At 46.1% G+C, this 15984-nt stretch carries 18 protein-coding genes; 11 read left to right on the forward strand and 7 right to left on the reverse strand.

Annotation, left to right across the window (positions count from 1 at the left end; all coding sequences use genetic code 11):
- Positions 1 to 196 precede the first annotated feature (196 nt).
- Entirely contained in the window at positions 197 to 970 is a 774-nt protein-coding gene (locus ACYCS5_RS13505) for a class I SAM-dependent methyltransferase (protein ID WP_029518715.1), read from the reverse strand.
- Between the two features lie 114 nt (positions 971 to 1084).
- Complete coding sequence (locus ACYCS5_RS13510) at positions 1085 to 1426, reverse strand: cupin domain-containing protein (RefSeq protein ID WP_029518716.1); 342 nt, start codon at positions 1424 to 1426, stop codon at positions 1085 to 1087.
- Between the two features lie 347 nt (positions 1427 to 1773).
- On the opposite strand from ACYCS5_RS13510, the gene ACYCS5_RS13515 reads away from it, so the two are divergent.
- The 4 genes from ACYCS5_RS13515 to ACYCS5_RS13530 all read left to right on the forward strand — a co-directional run bounded on the left by ACYCS5_RS13515 (position 1774) and on the right by ACYCS5_RS13530 (position 5178).
- Entirely contained in the window at positions 1774 to 3009 is a 1236-nt protein-coding gene (locus tag ACYCS5_RS13515) for an FprA family A-type flavoprotein (protein WP_039271834.1), read from the forward strand.
- Between the two features lie 36 nt (positions 3010 to 3045).
- Complete coding sequence (locus tag ACYCS5_RS13520) at positions 3046 to 4239, forward strand: NAD(P)/FAD-dependent oxidoreductase (RefSeq protein WP_459761200.1); 1194 nt, start codon at positions 3046 to 3048, stop codon at positions 4237 to 4239.
- A gap of 2 nt (positions 4240 to 4241) precedes the next feature.
- Positions 4242 to 4412: a rubredoxin gene (gene rd / locus ACYCS5_RS13525; RefSeq protein ID WP_007432984.1), complete on the forward strand. Its 171-nt coding sequence runs from the start codon at positions 4242 to 4244 to the stop codon at positions 4410 to 4412.
- Positions 4413 to 4473: 61 nt separating this feature from the next.
- Entirely contained in the window at positions 4474 to 5178 is a 705-nt protein-coding gene (locus ACYCS5_RS13530) for a Crp/Fnr family transcriptional regulator (RefSeq protein WP_459761313.1), read from the forward strand.
- 131 nt (positions 5179 to 5309) lie between these two features.
- Here the strand turns inward: ACYCS5_RS13530 and ACYCS5_RS13535 are convergent, their stop codons facing one another.
- The 4 genes from ACYCS5_RS13535 to ACYCS5_RS13550 all read right to left on the reverse strand — a co-directional run bounded on the left by ACYCS5_RS13535 (position 5310) and on the right by ACYCS5_RS13550 (position 9658).
- Positions 5310 to 7130 (reverse strand): glycosyltransferase 87 family protein, encoded by a 1821-nt coding sequence (locus ACYCS5_RS13535; protein WP_459761201.1) that lies wholly within the window; start codon positions 7128 to 7130, stop codon positions 5310 to 5312.
- A gap of 100 nt (positions 7131 to 7230) precedes the next feature.
- A complete protein-coding gene (locus ACYCS5_RS13540; protein ID WP_165145770.1) occupies positions 7231 to 7941 on the reverse strand; it encodes an MBL fold metallo-hydrolase in 711 nt (236 codons plus the stop codon).
- 375 nt (positions 7942 to 8316) lie between these two features.
- The gene (locus ACYCS5_RS13545) at positions 8317 to 8958 is read right to left on the reverse strand and encodes an SDR family oxidoreductase (RefSeq protein ID WP_459761202.1); all 642 of its coding nucleotides are present in this window, start codon (positions 8956 to 8958) and stop codon (positions 8317 to 8319) included.
- A gap of 100 nt (positions 8959 to 9058) precedes the next feature.
- A complete protein-coding gene (locus ACYCS5_RS13550; protein WP_342446707.1) occupies positions 9059 to 9658 on the reverse strand; it encodes a TetR/AcrR family transcriptional regulator in 600 nt (199 codons plus the stop codon).
- A 242-nt stretch (positions 9659 to 9900) separates the two neighbouring features.
- On the opposite strand from ACYCS5_RS13550, the gene ACYCS5_RS13555 reads away from it, so the two are divergent.
- The 7 genes from ACYCS5_RS13555 to ACYCS5_RS13585 all read left to right on the forward strand — a co-directional run bounded on the left by ACYCS5_RS13555 (position 9901) and on the right by ACYCS5_RS13585 (position 15468).
- Positions 9901 to 10641: an ABC transporter ATP-binding protein gene (locus ACYCS5_RS13555; protein ID WP_459761203.1), complete on the forward strand. Its 741-nt coding sequence runs from the start codon at positions 9901 to 9903 to the stop codon at positions 10639 to 10641.
- Positions 10638 to 11399, forward strand: a complete 762-nt coding sequence (locus ACYCS5_RS13560; RefSeq protein WP_165145758.1) for an ABC transporter permease — start codon at positions 10638 to 10640, stop codon at positions 11397 to 11399. Before ACYCS5_RS13555 ends, ACYCS5_RS13560 begins: the two co-directional genes overlap by 4 nt.
- Before the next feature lie 123 nt (positions 11400 to 11522).
- Entirely contained in the window at positions 11523 to 11870 is a 348-nt protein-coding gene (locus ACYCS5_RS13565; RefSeq protein ID WP_029518726.1) for a KGG domain-containing protein, read from the forward strand.
- 239 nt (positions 11871 to 12109) lie between these two features.
- A complete protein-coding gene (locus ACYCS5_RS13570; RefSeq protein WP_342445126.1) occupies positions 12110 to 12406 on the forward strand; it encodes a hypothetical protein in 297 nt (98 codons plus the stop codon).
- 89 nt (positions 12407 to 12495) lie between these two features.
- Positions 12496 to 13398, forward strand: a complete 903-nt coding sequence (locus tag ACYCS5_RS13575; RefSeq protein WP_459761204.1) for a helix-turn-helix domain-containing protein — start codon at positions 12496 to 12498, stop codon at positions 13396 to 13398.
- 91 nt (positions 13399 to 13489) lie between these two features.
- Positions 13490 to 13732, forward strand: a complete 243-nt coding sequence (locus ACYCS5_RS13580) for a hypothetical protein (protein WP_459761205.1) — start codon at positions 13490 to 13492, stop codon at positions 13730 to 13732.
- 554 nt (positions 13733 to 14286) lie between these two features.
- The gene (locus ACYCS5_RS13585) at positions 14287 to 15468 is read left to right on the forward strand and encodes a serine hydrolase domain-containing protein (protein WP_459761206.1); all 1182 of its coding nucleotides are present in this window, start codon (positions 14287 to 14289) and stop codon (positions 15466 to 15468) included.
- Here the strand turns inward: ACYCS5_RS13585 and ACYCS5_RS13590 are convergent.
- The gene (locus tag ACYCS5_RS13590) at positions 15454 to 15897 is read right to left on the reverse strand and encodes an Lrp/AsnC family transcriptional regulator (protein WP_029518733.1); all 444 of its coding nucleotides are present in this window, start codon (positions 15895 to 15897) and stop codon (positions 15454 to 15456) included. The two genes, ACYCS5_RS13585 and ACYCS5_RS13590, sit on opposite strands and share 15 nt — an antisense overlap.
- Positions 15898 to 15984 lie beyond the last annotated feature (87 nt).

Here is a 15984-nt window from a genome sequence, read left to right on the forward strand (position 1 = left end):
TGTAAAAACATCAGGGATTGGAAATTTTCACCACACCTATGATATGACAAATAGAGGGGTGCAAAGCATGCGCACACCAGCAGCCAAGCCAAGCAGCAAATATACAAAAAGGAGACGAATCCCTGAATGGGGGGTCGTCTCCTTTTTTTTGCTATTGCGTAAAAAGCTTTATTATTCTCTTATTCGTGAATTCAGGCTATCGCTCAGCGATGATACTGACCGCTTGCAGATGGTCGGCGTACTTTACAAACTGCTTGCGCATACCCATAACCCTTGTCCGGGCAGCATGGTTACGCATAAGGTTAAAGGTGATTTTTCCAAGTCTCAACCAGCCCTCGTCCTGAATGATACGTGGCAGATGCAATAAGTGCATGGGAACCGTATAGATTTTAACGACCTTAAAGCCTTCCTCTTTCAGCAACTGTTCCCACTCTGACACCGTCAACGGTGTCGCGTTAACTCGCATGGCTACAGCCAAGTCCTTGTAAATTTGCTTTCTGAGCGCAGGCTCAATATGGCTTGGAGCAAGGCACATCTCATGGATAGCAAACTTCCCGCCTACTTTCAAAAGCCGCCTGGCTTCCGAAATAATCTGCGCTTTCTTGGCCCTTGTGTGCATCGTCAGCATGGCTTCCCCATATACCACCGTCGCAGAGGCATCCGGCAACGGAACTTGTTCAGCATCGGCAATAATGACTTCCCGGTTTGCTCCGCTTGCATACGTTTTTACGATAGAGGCCGCCTTCTCATTCTGTTCAATCGCAATATAACGGCGGGGATTAAGCTGTAGTGTGATTTGGGCAGTTATACCCAATCCGGGGGCAAACTCAATGACCTCATCCTGCCCGGTTACGTCAAGTCCCTCTATCATCCAACGTGTCGTTTTTAACCCTCCGGGCCTAAGCACGCGCTTACCGAGACTTGCTAATACCCAGTGCCCTGGCACCTGATTGTAATCTACTGTCTGCATTGGCCATTAACACCTCTTTTTAAAATACGATAATGATATTCATTATCAATACGAGTGTAAAAAAAATAACCATTTTCTTTTTTTTATATGAGCATGTTGCTGCTATGTCTTCTTTTATATGTTCTGCGCATAGCTTTCACTTGGCGTTTGGGTCAACACTACATGCAGACTGGAATTCGTCTCTGCACCGCCACGATAGGAAAAGTGCTCATCGCCCGTAACATGAATGATATCCCCTTGGACAACTTCCGTTGCTTCGCCGTTCACAGTTACAGTACCGCTGCCTTCAAGAACAAGCAAATATACATTCGCTCCCGGGTGATTATGTGTTGGCAGCTCGGCATTAGGAGTAAAGTTGAGAATAAAAATTACATTGTCGGCTTCCTTATGCACAATTCGTTTTGTAAAGGCTGCTTCCTTATATTCCTGAAATTGAATGAGGTTTGATTTTTTCATATTGGTTCACGCTCCTGTTTGGAATTAAATTGCTTAAGATGGATTTATACCTTTATTGTATTGGATTATTTCGCTCGCCTTGTGATTGCAATCACAAAACTAAATTTAAGGAGGATTTTGCAAAAATCCAATAAGCGACTTTCAATGAACAAAATATATAGATCGAAATGGTCTAGTTCGTCTATATATTGTACTTTGGGGCGACTGGAATCGAATTTTGCAAAATCCTAAAGTCAAAAATACTTTTGAAATATTTAAAAATTTGATTTCAATCATCTTTTTCATCGACACATCCAACTAGAATCGAATTGTGTTAGACAAACAAAAACAAGCAGGAGGTTGTTCCTATGAAACCAGGATTCCAACTGGCAAAGGATATTTATTGGGTAGGAAAAATTGATAATCGTGAGGTTCCCTTTCATCGTCTTCTACTATCTAAGGGCACAACCTATAATGCATATCTATTGAAAACCGGAAAACCGACCATTGTAGATACCGTAGATATGGCGTTCGGTAGAGAATTTGCAGAGGCTGTTGCCGAATTGATCGATCCATTGGATATTCAATATATTATCGTCAATCACACGGAACCAGATCACTCGGGTGGATTGGCGGCACTCGCCTCCAAGGCAACAAACGCTACGATCGTCTGCACTGAGATTGCCGTTCCGGAAATTCAACAAATGTACAAGCTTCAGCATCGCAACTTCCTCGTCATCAAGGATGGAGATCAACTGGACATTGGAGGCAAAACGCTGCTGTTCAAAGAAACACCTTACCTGCATACGGAAGAAACCATGATTACGTACTGCATAGAAGATAAAATCTTGTTCCCTTGCGATATTTTCAGTACACACGTGGCTGTAGAGCATCTATTTGCCGACGAGGCTGGTTTTGATATCACCGAGGACTTTGTCGGATACTATCAGGCTATTATTCATCCACATCGCAGATATGTGCGCACATTAATCGAAGCTGTTGCCGATCTGGATATTGAGATGATTGCACCTTCCCACGGCTTCGCAATCCGGCATGATATTGCCAAGTTTATCGATTTGTACGCCTCTATGAGTACCGAAACCAAGGAGGATAAAAAAGTAGCGATTGTTTATGCCACCCTAAAAAATAACACTAAAAAAATGGCAAACATTCTGAAAGATTGCTTTTTGGAGAACCAAATCAAGGTGGAGCTATGGGATGTGGATAAAGCCGATGAAACGGAAATATTGAATAGTATTGCCTCAGCGGATGCTGTTTTCGTCGGTAGCTCTACTAAATATGCTGATATGACGGGCAAATTGGAAGACCTATTGCAACAAATGCAAAAGATGAATCTGGAAGGCAAGCTGGCTGCTGCGTTTGGTTCCTACGGTTGGAGCGGGGAAGCTATTGAAGTCGTGCAGGATTACTTGAACGGTACCAATATGAAGGTCCAAAGCACTTCAGATGTAATCAAATCAACAGGTATGACCCATGTGGAATTCCCGGTACGTATTCGTTTCTCTCCTACAGATGTTGAAAAAGTGAAAAAAATTAAAAATGCCGCTGAATTTGTCTCAGATCTACTGCTTAGTGTTATTTAAAACACAGTAGCATATAGCGAATAGGAGAGATACTGAATGGGTAACCCACATTACGTTATTATCGGAGGCAGTGTCGCCGCCGTCAACGCAGCAAAAGCAATTAGAGATCATGATGAGCTGGCTGAAATATCTATTTACGGAGAGGAAGCATCCTTTCCATATAACAGAGTCAAACTTTCCAAGGGACTATTTACTGATTTGCACAGTGACAAAATCCTGATCAAAAAGGAAAAATGGTTTGCCAATCAACGAATTCATGTGTATTCCGGTATCAAGATAACCGAGATACAGCCTGAGGATCGTACTATCCAAACCATAAATGGACAAACCGTTGCTTATGACAAGCTGCTACTGTGTACAGGAGCTCACAACCGTAAGCTTGTGCTAGAGGGGGCTTCTCTAAGGAATGTTCACAATATCCGTTTTCGACAAGATGCAGATAGCCTTAAAGCGGAATTGCGACAGGGAGACCGGATATGCATCATCGGCGGTGGTATTCAAGGCGTGGAAACCGCCTGGTCCTTCCAGCAAGCAGGGTATTCTGTAACCATACTGGAAGCCTCGCATCGGCTTTTGCCCCGCCAGCTAGATGAAAAGGCCTCCACTATTTTGACCGATCGTATGACCGATCGGGGTACTCAGGTACACCTTGGACAAGGCGTACAACGTATTAAAGGCACAGATCATGTTGAAGGTGTGGAACTTCAAGACGGCTCCGTTATCCCCTGCGAGCATGTCGTGTACTCTATCGGAATTGTACCTAATACGGAGCTTGCTCGCCAAATCGGCCTTGATATTGGACAAGGTATTCTGGTGAATGCGCAGATGGAGACCAGCTCCGCCAATATCTATGCAGCAGGTGATGCAGCCGAATTTCAGGGTAGAGTAGATGGGTTATGGGAAAGCGCAATGGAGCAAGGAAAAATAGCAGGTGCCAATATGGCGGGCGCATCCGTCAGCTATCAGCGTCCCCTCCCGGTAACCCTTTCGAACTGCTATGAGTCCCCTCTCTTTTCCATCGGTCTAGTAGATGAACGAATCTGCGACACCAGCCTGATTACTAAAAGTCAAGCTTCTTATACACGTATGTTCATACAAGACGGCTCTATCTGCGGCGTGATTGGCTTTGGGGATGCCCTTGCTTCACTACCATACAAAACAGCCATCATGCAGGGACTCAAACCGGATGCACCAGAGCTCACAAAAATTTTAAATGACAAGGAGAACTAGAGATGAAAAAATATGTATGTCAGCCCTGTGGATATATTTATGATCCTGCTATCGGCGACCCCGATGAAGACGTTATGCCCGGTACAGCGTTTGAGGATCTCCCGGAGGACTGGGTTTGTCCAGTCTGCGGTGAGGATCAAAGTCATTTTGCCCCAATAGATGATACAGAATAACAACCATGCACTATAACCTGTAGTTTCCGGTTTATGAATGGAGTGAATGAATGTGAATGAGATGTCCTGCCCCTGCCAGTGCGAAAAGGAGCCCTGTGCCCGCAAAGTACCTATCTTTTCCTCTTTGTCCTGCGAAGATTTGTGTAAGGTCAGCTCCATGATCCGACACCGAAAATATCAGAAGGGTGAGGCCCTAATTATCGAGGAACAAGCATCCGATACGCTGTACATTATTAAAAGCGGGCATGTCAAGCTGCTGAAGATGACGCCTCAGGGTAAGGAGCAAATCCTGCACATTCTAACAACTGGCGATTTTTTTGGCGAGTTGAACATATTTAACAGCGATGAGCTGAGTAACTTTAGTGCGTATGCCTTAAAAGATACTGATATTTGCATGCTCACCAAGGATGATATGGAGCAGTTGATCCGCAACAATCCCGATATCTCTTTGAAGCTGCTCAAAACCATTACTAAACGCTTGGCACATACCGAAAACCTGGCTCAAAGCCTAGCTACCAAAGACCCGGAAATCCGTATCGCCTATATGATTCTTGAGCTTGGACATAAATACGGAAAGCCGGATGGCTCCAATATTAAAATAAATCTCCCCCTTTCACGCGAAGAAATGGCTAATTATGTGGGTGTCACCCGCGAAACCATCAGCCGTAAATTTGGAAAATTTGAACAGCTGGGGATTATTTATAGCAAGGGTACACGAGAGATTACCATCTGCGATGTACAAAAACTGAACGAATATATGGATTGAGGCACATAGATACAATGTTACTCTAACATGAGGGCACCAAAAAAACCGCTTCTTTAACTTATGGATTGCAGTTGTTCTATCAACCACTTCCATTTCGTTAAAAGGCGGTTTTTACCATATTTTATACTCCACTAACGATCAATTGTCGTGTTCACGCCTTGGGAAGACGCTCCCCATGCAGGCCGCGCTGAAGGAAGTTCTGGCGAAACTCCGTCTGTGGAAGGAGCAGTCTCAATCGTGGTCGATTGGGAGCACTCCCACACTACTTTGACCAAATACCCAAACAACAACACATTCAACAATGATGTCACACACAAAATAATACCGTATTGATCCCGAGAATTGGAGCTATAGAAGATATCAAAGGTATTCAGGAAAATCGTAAGACTGAATCCACCTGCAAGCCATAAAAATCTGCGGTCTCGCAAATATAGATACGCCAGTACAGCTAACGCCGCCGCAGGGAACAAATACCTTTCATGCATGCTGGAAGCGAAGGTAAATACACCTGCAATGAGTACCAGTGCAGCTGCGGCTGCAAATTGTGGTTTGCGACTACGGATAAACATCCACCACGTGAACAGAGTCACCAACACAATGCAGATCATACCCCACGTATGGTAACTAAACAGGAACAGCGTTGTAGTGTCCTGCGTATAATTGCCTCCGATCAGTGCAAAAAAGTTATACGCGTTCACCGAAGCATACGGATACTCGCCGACCGTTCCCTTGTATAGGTCAAGTAGCCATAACGGTTCCTGCCCCCACGAAAATGGCAATATAACCAGAATGGTCGTCACAACGACACCGCCAATGGACAACAGCCAAGGTTGTATTCTGCGTTGTCTCAGCAGCTCGAAAAACAAAACTGGCCCATAAATAATTCCCTGTGGCTTCATCAATACCGCTACCGTAAACAATACGGTCGACCAGCCCACCCGGTTTTCCACAAGCAGCACAATCATGCCCACAATCAGCAGAGTAAAGAAAGAATCCACTTGCCCCCAGAAGGTCGAATTGATAAATACAGCTGGGTTAAACACGTAGAATATAGCCAATCCAAGGCTTATTCCATAGCCGACCCGTTTGCTCGCCAACCGGTACAGCATGTACGCTGTCACGATATCGGCTAATATATTTGGAAGCCGCAGCAGCACGGACATATAGGGACTGAAAGCATCCGTAGAGCCGATTTGACCGATCACATATAAAATATAAATATAGAACGGCGGATAATCACTTGATCCGTTCGTGTAAAAGCCCGATAAGCTATCCGCTGCTGTCGTAGCCCAGTTCCGGAATAGCATTAAATCCATGTGACCCGAAATCCATGGGGCGATCGCCATTCTTAAAAAGAAACCCACACCCAGCACAGTCCACAGCATCAGTCCTCGATTACGTTCCCCGAGCTTCCATTCACGAGCCCGAAAACGGTACGTAATAAACACGAACGCACCGAAGAACAAAGCGGCGAAAACCGCCAGCGGAGTCGCATAAGCAGATGAGGAGTTCCCACTTCTTCCACCACCCCCCATACCACCGCCAGGACCGCCCATGCCCATTCCAGATCCGTTACCAGACATGCCTCCGGGGCCTCTGTGCTGACCGTCTCTGGCGGCACCACTGCTGTCCGATGCAGACGTATCCGTTCCAGCCGTTGTACCTTGGTCACCCGATGTCGATGTCCCCTCAGTGGATGAGTCGGAGTCGGTAGTTTGGCCTGTCGTCCCCTGGTTCTTGCTGTCAGATCTGTTCGCTGAATCCGGCCCCCTCATACCTCCGCCAGGTCCGCCTCCTCCCCCAAACCCGCCGGATGGGCCCTGTCTAACAGCCGCAGACTGGGACGCGGAGCTACCTGAATAACTCCATAACGAAACGACACTAGCGACAGCACACAATATGAGACTAAATAGAAGTATATATTTCAGACCGTTCGCTTTCCAAACGTTCAAATCCGATGCACCTCTCTCTGTTTCTATTTTCCTCATATTGTATCTGCTTTAGCTTAGGACTTTGTGAGTTCTGGCTGAATGTTGGCTGAATATGGAATCATCACACTGAAGATTGTCGTTCCATCTCCATAATCGCCCTTTCCAGCTGAGATTGTGGATGCTTCAACATGTTGCCGTGACCGACAGCTAATAAAGATGGATCGAAACTCGCCAGCTTTTTGGCGCTTTTCAGCGAAATTTCCTTGTTCCAGGTAGCCAGTGCCGGAAAAGGAAACAGCGGTTTAAGCCTTCCCGATACCGCTATACCTCCTCGGGTCTGAATGGCGTCGCCTGCAATCAACGCTCGGGTACGAGTATCCAAAAATGCCATCGAACCCGGCGTATGTCCTGGTGCGCTGATCGCCAACAGCGAACCTACATGATCCCCATCCTCCAGTAAAACGTCAGGCTGGGTAAGGATATGCTTCGGTACATCGCCCCGAATTAGAGTATCCGGTTCCCCTGCCTCCAACGATACATCGCCCTGTAGCAGCGGTGCGTCCCGCCTTGAAATGAATACTTGCGCGTCAGGATACCTTGCCTTCAGCTTATCCAACGCACCCACATGATCCCCATGGGCATGGGTAAGTACAATTCGAATAATCGGCTGCCCGATCCGCGCCGCAGCCTGCTCTATACCACGGGTACTGTATGGCAATCCGGCATCTACTAAGGTGAGCCCCTCTTTCTCCTCCACCAAATAACAGTTCACCGGGAACAGCCGGGGCATAAACGTCAATTGATACAGATGCTGTACCTGAACAATACGCATTTCAGCTCATCTCCTTGTCTTCATCACAAACTAATCATATTAGTATTATAATTAATATAATTAGTTTTAAGCAACTGTTTTTGCTGCTATTCAGCCGGAGTTGGAGCTTGGGACTACTACGGGGACGATCACACTGAGAAAAACAGCAAAAAAGCATCCCCGGAACTCTGCCTCCGTGGATGCCTCTCAAAGCAAAAATTAGTCTTAGATACGAATCTTCCTGCACGCTCCCTTTGCCCAGTCTTGGGAATGGTGATATCGAGATGTCAGGAGATCCAGATATCATTGCAGAAACTTGGTACAACTTATACGAGAAAAAAGACAGCTTTGAAGAAACATTCCCAAAAGAAATGGATCCAACAACTTCATCCGTAATTACAGCCGGATTGCCTCAGCAATAGGCGTACTGCCAGACACCAGATTAATTGAACGATGATACGTCTGCTGTTCCTCCAGCACTGCTATGACCACTGCCGCCACATCTTCACGGGAAATGGTGTGGCTGGTGAAATCCTCACCGGTAGCAACTTTGCCGGTGCCCACATCATCCGTCAGGCCACCCGGACGAAGAATCGTGTAGTCCAGGTTGCTCGCTTCTAACAGGCGGTCAGCGTAATGCTTCGCCACATAATACGGTTTAATGGATTCGGGCCACTGCTCCCGTTTCTCCGCATGTAGGGCGCTGACCATAACGAAGCGTTGGATACCTGCTTGTTCGGCGGCTTCCATCGCCTTGACTGCTCCATCCAGGTCGATGAGCAGCGTTTTATCCGCTCCTGTTTTTCCACCGGAGCCTGCCGTGAATACGATAGCATCGCTACCTTTTATAGCTTCGGCAATTTCACCAACCGTCCCTTCGAGGTCAGATACCACCGTTTCTGCTCCCAAACGTTCAAGCGCTTCGGCCTGATCCGAATGGCGGGTCAACGCCTTTACACGATGCGATTTATTTTGCCCCAGTAGACGAACAAGATGTCTGCCTACTTTTCCATTTGCACCAATCACCAGTACGTTCACTCATATCCCCCCTGTATTCAGAGTCTCTCATCTACATTATACAGATGTATTTTACCCTTCGGGTCTGCGACGCAACCATGTTAGCTGCATCAGGTTGAAATCAGACTTCTTTGGTCAGCTCACCATCTCGCTTTTGCTGCACACGCAGACCTGCCAAAAAGGTAGCCATCATCACCTCAATGCTCCGGTCCACCTCTACAGGCAAACCAAACCCGCCCTTTTGTTCAAGCGAGGCAAATCCATGAAGCAGGCTACGGAATCCCCTCGCTGCATGAATGCAATCTTCTTCCTTGAAGCCGTAACCACTGGACAGGACGGTAATGACCAGCTCGGCCACGCGATCCGCAGCCTGCCTCATTTCGGTATCATTTCGATCAGTTGCATACAGCATCGCTTCATACAAACCGGGTCGCTCGCGAGCATACCGCATATACGCCTTCCCCATAGCGGTTAGCGCATCTGCGCCCGCTCTACCAACTGCTGCGCTCATCAAAGCTTCCTCCAACTGTTCGAGACTGTGCAATGCCAGTACTTGGCGCAGTCCGTTCAATCCGTCCACGTGGTTATACAAGGACGGAGGGCGAATGTGCAACTTTTGCGCCAGCGTGGTGAGCGTGACATCCCCCATCCCTTGTTCATTGGCAATGTCCTCGGCAGCCCGCAGAATATCTTGCAGCTTTACTCCGTTTCTAGGCGACATCATCCAGCCTCCTTTCATCGAATTTCTATGTAATTCGGTTCCTTATACATATACAGAATCGATCCAGATTCTATTTTAACTAATCCTGTTAGTTTATACAAAGAAAATGCCGTTTACCGCAGCCAACCTGCATCGAATCTTTACAGAAGAGCATAGCAGTCATTACTGATATAATAAAAAATAAGATCATAGAACGGATCTGATACCTTTCTCGATCCCCTACAAAGGAGCTAGCTATATCTATGGAACCCAAACCACTTCCAGCTATTGAATTTAACCACATCATCAAATATTTCACCGGGTCTGGACAACAACGTGCGGTTCTGAACGGGATTACCGCAAAAGTTTCCCCCGGCAAAATCACCACGTTGGTCGGTCCATCGGGGTCTGGTAAAAGCACGTTGCTTTCACTGTGTAACCTCCTAATGACACCGGATGAAGGGGAAATCCGTGTCCTCGGCAAACCTATATCGGAGTGGGAGATCCCTGAACTGAGACGGAAAGTCGCATTGGTTTTTCAGGATGCCCCCATGCTTCAGGGAACTGTCCTGTACAATCTCCAAACCGTAGAACGGCTGCACGGTACAGTGCTGGATGATCCTGCCAGCCTGTTGGAACGCGTAGGGCTCACCCGCGACCTGTTGGAACAGAAGGCGCAGGAACTGTCTGGCGGACAAAGACAACGCTTGGCCTTGGCGCGGACGCTTGCGAACCGCCCGGATATTTTACTGCTGGATGAGATTACTTCTGCACTGGACCCTGCCTCGGTCAAAGAGGTTGAGGAACTGCTGCTACAAATGAACAAAGAAGAGGGAACAACGATGATCTGGATTACGCATCATATGGAACAAGCCCGCCGGATAGGCCACGAAACATGGCTGATGAGCGACGGAAGACTGATAGAACAAGCGGATACGGAAACGTTTTTTAATGCTCCGCAGCATAGTGAGACCCGCAAGTTTGTAGCAGGAGAATGGGTATGACGATTGTTGCCTTGATTCTCTCTCTCGGTTTTGTATTTATCGCCATTGTCATGTCCAAATCCTTCAAACTCGGTCTGGACCGAGACATGATCATCGCCACGATCAGAGCGTCCGTTCAACTGCTGGCGATTGGATATGTATTGCATTTGATTTTTGGGATGCAAAGCTACGGATTTATCGTATTATTCATTCTGCTCATGATTACCGTAGCCTCACAAAATGTTGCGCGCAAAGGACGATTTATCCCCGGTCTCATGTGGAAGTCATTCCTGACGTTGCTGTGTGTGGAAATCGTTACACAGACATTCCTCATTGGCCTGCATATTATTCCGGCGACAGCCCGATATATGATTCCGATTAGCGGTATGATCATTGGCAGCTCCATGATTTTGTCCAGTCTGCTGGTATCCCGGCTCAAGTCGGAAGTCCTGCTGCGCAAGCCTGAAATCATGCTCATTCTGGCACTAGGCGGCACGCCTAGACAAGCCATCTTCCCTATACTCAAGGATTGCATACGTTCCAGTATGATTCCAACCATTGAGGGGCAGAAAACGCTGGGGCTTGTACAGCTTCCCGGCATGATGACCGGACAAATCATCGCAGGTGCCAATCCGATTGCCGCTGTGCGTTTGCAATTGCTCATCGTATTTACCACCATGACCTCTGCTATTTTGACCAGCGTGCTGCTCAGCCTGTTCATTTATCCGGCATTATTTAACCGCCAGCAACAACTGCACACCGAAGCATGGGAACACTAATCAGGTGAATATCCCCAGTTATCTGCTATTTGGAAAAATAAAAGGGACATGTTTAATTCCTGACACAAAGGTTAATAGATACACGTACCCGCTTTACTAAAATTCGATGAGGAGTGATTGAACATGGCTAACAACAACCAAAATGGCAAAATGAGTCGCGAAGAAGCAGGACGTCTAGGTGGAGAAGCTACTGCTAAAAATCACGACAAAGAATTTTACCAAGAGATTGGCGAAAAAGGTGGCGAGGCCACTTCCAAAAATCATGGCAAGGACTTCTACCAGGAAATTGGTGAAAAAGGCGGCGAAGCCACTTCCAAAAACCATGACAAGGAATTCTATCAGGAAATCGGACGCAAGGGCGGCGAAGCCCGTGGCAATTCAGACCAAAGTGATAGCGACGGGAAAATGAGTAGGGAAGAAGCAGGCCGCAAAGGCGGCGAGGCTCGCGCACGCCAACGTAAAAATAATTGACAATAAAGCTATGCCGTCGGTGCAATCCTATGAAGAGGCACAGACTGCGTATAAACACAAAGTAAGTTGACGTTTATGTTATAAAAGCCTATCTGCCGGAAGAATGGCAGATAGGCTTTTTGTGTAAAAGTTACTTTCAACATCGGATCATACACCTTACAATATACATAAACAGGATAAATAACCAATCATACATATTTTATTACAACTGAAAGAATGGATTATGGGGGGGTGCCCAGATGTTGATTACAAAAAATAAAACGGCTGCAACTATTTTAAAAATTATATTTTTTTCACTAATTTTCAGCTGGATTTATTATTATTCAGGTCATCACTCGACAGAAATCGCTAAGCTAGTTAAAACTACAGATGATTACTTGGTCATACAGAGAGATGCTTCTAACGGAGGTGTATATAAAGAATTATATATTTCCTCAAAGTCCGCGATCCCTCCTCTGGTTATAGGCAAACAATATTATTTCGTGTCTGATCAAAGGTACTTTCAACACCCATATATCCGCTATGTAGAGGAGTAAAGCAGAACAAGAGAAAAAAACACATGCAACTCAAGTCAAATATTCCTGCATTCCGGCTGTTAAGATGGAGTCGAAAGGAGGGAACGCTCGTGTATGAATGGAACGAAATGGTTCAGCTTATGATCGATTGGATTGATAATAATCTTACTTCAGCACCTTCGTTGTTGAGAATGTCCAATCAGTTAGGCTACTCCCCTTACTACTGTACAAAACAGTTTCATTCCCTTACAGGAATAACGTTAAGGGATTATGTGTGGATGCGCCGGATTAGCCGTGCCGCGCTAGAACTCCGAGATGGCAATGTCCGCATCCTCGATGTTGCAATAAAGTATGGGTTTTCTTCACAGGAGGCTTTTACACGGGCATTTGTAAAAGCATTCGAGGTAACTCCGGCTGTATACCAGAAGGAGCCCCGACCTATTCCGTTAGCCATTCGCGTTGAGGTGTTCTCTCCTTATCATTACCATTTGAAGGAGCGGGATAAGATGGTTAAGGATCATTTGCAAGAAGCTGAAGTCAAAATCGAGCATATACCAGCACACAAATTTATTGGAATCTGGGATACTTCTTCTCGAAACTACGGTGATTTCTGGAGAAACGGTCACAATTGTGATGAAATTTGCGGAACATTGGAAAGCATGTCTCATCTCAAGCTTCCCGAACAATTGGGCCAAACTGCGGGCTGGTTCTATCAGGATGGTCAGAAGGGATATCTCTATGGAATACCGGTTGCCGCTGACTACGCCGGAGAGATTCCCGCAGGAATGAAGTGCCGGGACATCCCCGAATCAGATTACCTGGTGTTTTTCCACCCACCCTTCAATTATTTAAAAAACAATGGAGACGTTATGAGAATGGTAGAGGAGAAAGCTTGGAACTTTGACCCTAGCAGCCTGGGGTATGAATGGGATGAGGAAACGAAGCAAGATTATCAGCGGCATTTCCCGGAAGGATATGGCTACGCAGTGCTACGTCCAGTAAAAAAAGTGTAGAGAAAAAGAATCCGAAGAAGCCGCTACGATCAGGATGCTGTTAGTCATCTTGCGGCTTCTTGTTTATTAGAATGGAATGGAGGTATAGGCAATGAAATCTTTTCGTTTTTGGCTAGTCCTAATCTCGTATCTAGTTATTACTGTAAATATTACGGGGCACGACGACTATAATATGCTATTGGCTATCGTTAGCCCATTGGTTTGGATGTATGAATCATTTCGATTTGTGCGAGAAGCAGACATCCCCATAACCATTGTTTACTTCACTACACTAGTTTTCTGGTATCTCATTGGATACGCTTTGGACCGTTTGATTAGAAAATTGAAAAATTAAAATCACTTGAAATTATCTTCTAAATTGTCGTCTACTTTGTCAGGCTCAAACTCGACCGTTCTGTTTTAAAACGATAATCATCAGACAGTGAAATCATCTTATCATAATCGCGACTCATAGAAGCGTTCATATATTCTGAAAATGTCGAGACAGCAGTCTCTTTGGGCTTATCGGGGAAGTTTATAGGGCTCCTTATCCCCTCCAAAACCCGTAGCAATTACGGTCAAAATCCCTCCTAAGACAACCAAGCAAGCCAACTTATTTCTTAGTACCATTTTCAATTAACAAAACCCCCTTTATTATAAATTTTACCATCTATTTTTCAGCGTATCACAATAGCGTGTATCTCAACTTAAAAAGATGCTGTAAAACGCAGCATAACTTCTTGTAAAGTCCCATTCATTTAAATCCAAGGTCATGCCTTTAATATAATTTTATTTTAACGAAAATACTCACTGAATTCCTTTGTTACCTTATGTAATGTCTTCTTCCCATCCTGTAAACTAAGTTCCATCAAGCGGTAACCGCTGGATCATAGAGAGGATGAGATATTTATGAGTTTGGATAATAGAGTTTTTGCGATACAAGCTGGTCTGGACGGACGTGTAAATGCAGTTATAGATCAAACCCTTGCCGAAAAGCGTCTGATCGGCACAGTCGTCATGATATATATGGATGGTTCACCCGTGTATGTCCGAGCGGCAGGGCTGGCTGATCGAGAAGAACAACGTCCTATGCAAGAGGATGCTTTATTTCGGCTTTCTTCTGTATCCAAACCGATTGTATCTACTGCGGCTTTGGTTTTGGCAGCCCAAGGATTGATTAAGCTCGATGAATCTATTGAACGCTGGTTGCCCGATTTTCGCCCCCGATTAATCAGTGGTGAGCAGCCCTCCATTACAGTAGGCCAATTGCTGACACATACTGCCGGGTTGACCTATGGCTTTTTAGAGGAAGAAGGCGGGGGTCCCTATCATCGTGCAGGCGTATCAGATGGCATGGATTTTTCAAATCTTACGCTGGAGGAGAACTTGCAACGTTTGGCTTCTGTGCCTCTGTTATATACACCGGGTAAAGCATGGGGATATTCGATTGCTACTGATGTGCTCGGCGCTATCATTAGCCGCGTATGTGGCACAAGCCTTGATGCAGCTGTTAAAAAACTCGTTACCGAACCTCTCGGTATGCACGACACCAGTTTCGCGGTCGCGGATGCCGGACGGCTTGCGGCTCCTTATGTCAATGATATATCAGAACCCCGGCGGATGCGTGAGCTTGAGGTTGCGCAGGTTTTTGAAGGTACTGCAGGACTTCGTTTTCAGCCTGCGCGAGCCTTTGATCCCACGGCTTTCCACTCTGGTGGCTCAGGTATGATTGGCAGCGCAAAAGATTTCATGCGACTGCTGGAAACACTGCGAAACGGCGGCAATCCGTTACTTTCAGAGGAATGGGTCCGCGAAATGGGCACCATCCAGACCGGGAACCTTCCCTTGGCAGGCTGGCCGGGACGGGGCTTTGGACTAGGATTCACCGTACTCCAAAATCCCGACGAAAGTGGGACAGCAGAATCACCCGGAACGTGGCGTCTCGGAGGAGCTTACGGTCATTCGTGGTTCGTTGATCCCGCACTAAGACTCAGTGTGGTCGCCTTTACCAATACAGCATTTGAAGGGATGTCAGGTCCGTTTACAACCGAGCTTTGCCAAGCCATTTACGGTAGCTCAAATAGGGTCTAATAAAGTAGGGGTTACATGTTTATGGTCTACAGGCGAGGACAGGACAATTAACGTGGTAGAGTGCCCATGCTTTCCACACTCATCCCCGAACTGCTCCAGCTTGAGCATAGACTCAACCATGACTTTCAGTAAGTAATTTTGCTCGCCGCTGATTCTATGGCACTCAATGACTTCAGGTGCAGATTGGCAAAACTCAACAAATGAATTGCATTGGTTGGTGTGCACGAGCACGTGAGCCATGATCGGCTTTCCAACTTTCTCATGTGAAACTGTGGCACGATACCCGGTGATAATACCTTTATCCTCCATGCGCCGTACTCTTTCCGTTACGGCAGGCTGGGAAAGTCCAACCTCCTTACCCAGCTCGGTCATGGAGATACGCGCCTGGTTTTGTAGACACAACAAAATTTTATGATCCACTTGGTCCATCAAATCCATCTCCTTAAATCCAAGGTAATATTGCATAAACGCAATTATTATTATGTAGTATTTCGAATATTGACTTATTATTTTATG

The organism is Paenibacillus sp. SEL3 (assembly GCF_054602585.1).

Excerpts from the sequence above, each read along its gene's own strand:
- ACYCS5_RS13530 (WP_459761313.1), top strand. The coding sequence starts at position 4,474 with ATGTCCTGCCCCTGCCAGTGCGAAAAGGAGCCCTGTGCCCGCAAAGTA.
- ACYCS5_RS13540 (WP_165145770.1), bottom strand. The coding sequence starts at position 7,941 with ATGCGTATTGTTCAGGTACAGCATCTGTATCAATTGACGTTTATGCCC.
- ACYCS5_RS13505 (WP_029518715.1), bottom strand. The coding sequence starts at position 970 with ATGCAGACAGTAGATTACAATCAGGTGCCAGGGCACTGGGTATTAGCA.
- ACYCS5_RS13590 (WP_029518733.1), bottom strand. The coding sequence starts at position 15,897 with ATGGACCAAGTGGATCATAAAATTTTGTTGTGTCTACAAAACCAGGCG.
- ACYCS5_RS13580 (WP_459761205.1), top strand. The coding sequence starts at position 13,490 with ATGAAATCTTTTCGTTTTTGGCTAGTCCTAATCTCGTATCTAGTTATT.
- ACYCS5_RS13585 (WP_459761206.1), top strand. The coding sequence starts at position 14,287 with ATGAGTTTGGATAATAGAGTTTTTGCGATACAAGCTGGTCTGGACGGA.
- ACYCS5_RS13555 (WP_459761203.1), top strand. The coding sequence starts at position 9,901 with ATGGAACCCAAACCACTTCCAGCTATTGAATTTAACCACATCATCAAA.
- ACYCS5_RS13560 (WP_165145758.1), top strand. The coding sequence starts at position 10,638 with ATGACGATTGTTGCCTTGATTCTCTCTCTCGGTTTTGTATTTATCGCC.
- ACYCS5_RS13565 (WP_029518726.1), top strand. The coding sequence starts at position 11,523 with ATGGCTAACAACAACCAAAATGGCAAAATGAGTCGCGAAGAAGCAGGA.
- rd (WP_007432984.1), top strand. The coding sequence starts at position 4,242 with ATGAAAAAATATGTATGTCAGCCCTGTGGATATATTTATGATCCTGCT.
- ACYCS5_RS13570 (WP_342445126.1), top strand. The coding sequence starts at position 12,110 with ATGTTGATTACAAAAAATAAAACGGCTGCAACTATTTTAAAAATTATA.
- ACYCS5_RS13520 (WP_459761200.1), top strand. The coding sequence starts at position 3,046 with ATGGGTAACCCACATTACGTTATTATCGGAGGCAGTGTCGCCGCCGTC.
- ACYCS5_RS13510 (WP_029518716.1), bottom strand. The coding sequence starts at position 1,426 with ATGAAAAAATCAAACCTCATTCAATTTCAGGAATATAAGGAAGCAGCC.
- ACYCS5_RS13515 (WP_039271834.1), top strand. The coding sequence starts at position 1,774 with ATGAAACCAGGATTCCAACTGGCAAAGGATATTTATTGGGTAGGAAAA.
- ACYCS5_RS13550 (WP_342446707.1), bottom strand. The coding sequence starts at position 9,658 with ATGTCGCCTAGAAACGGAGTAAAGCTGCAAGATATTCTGCGGGCTGCC.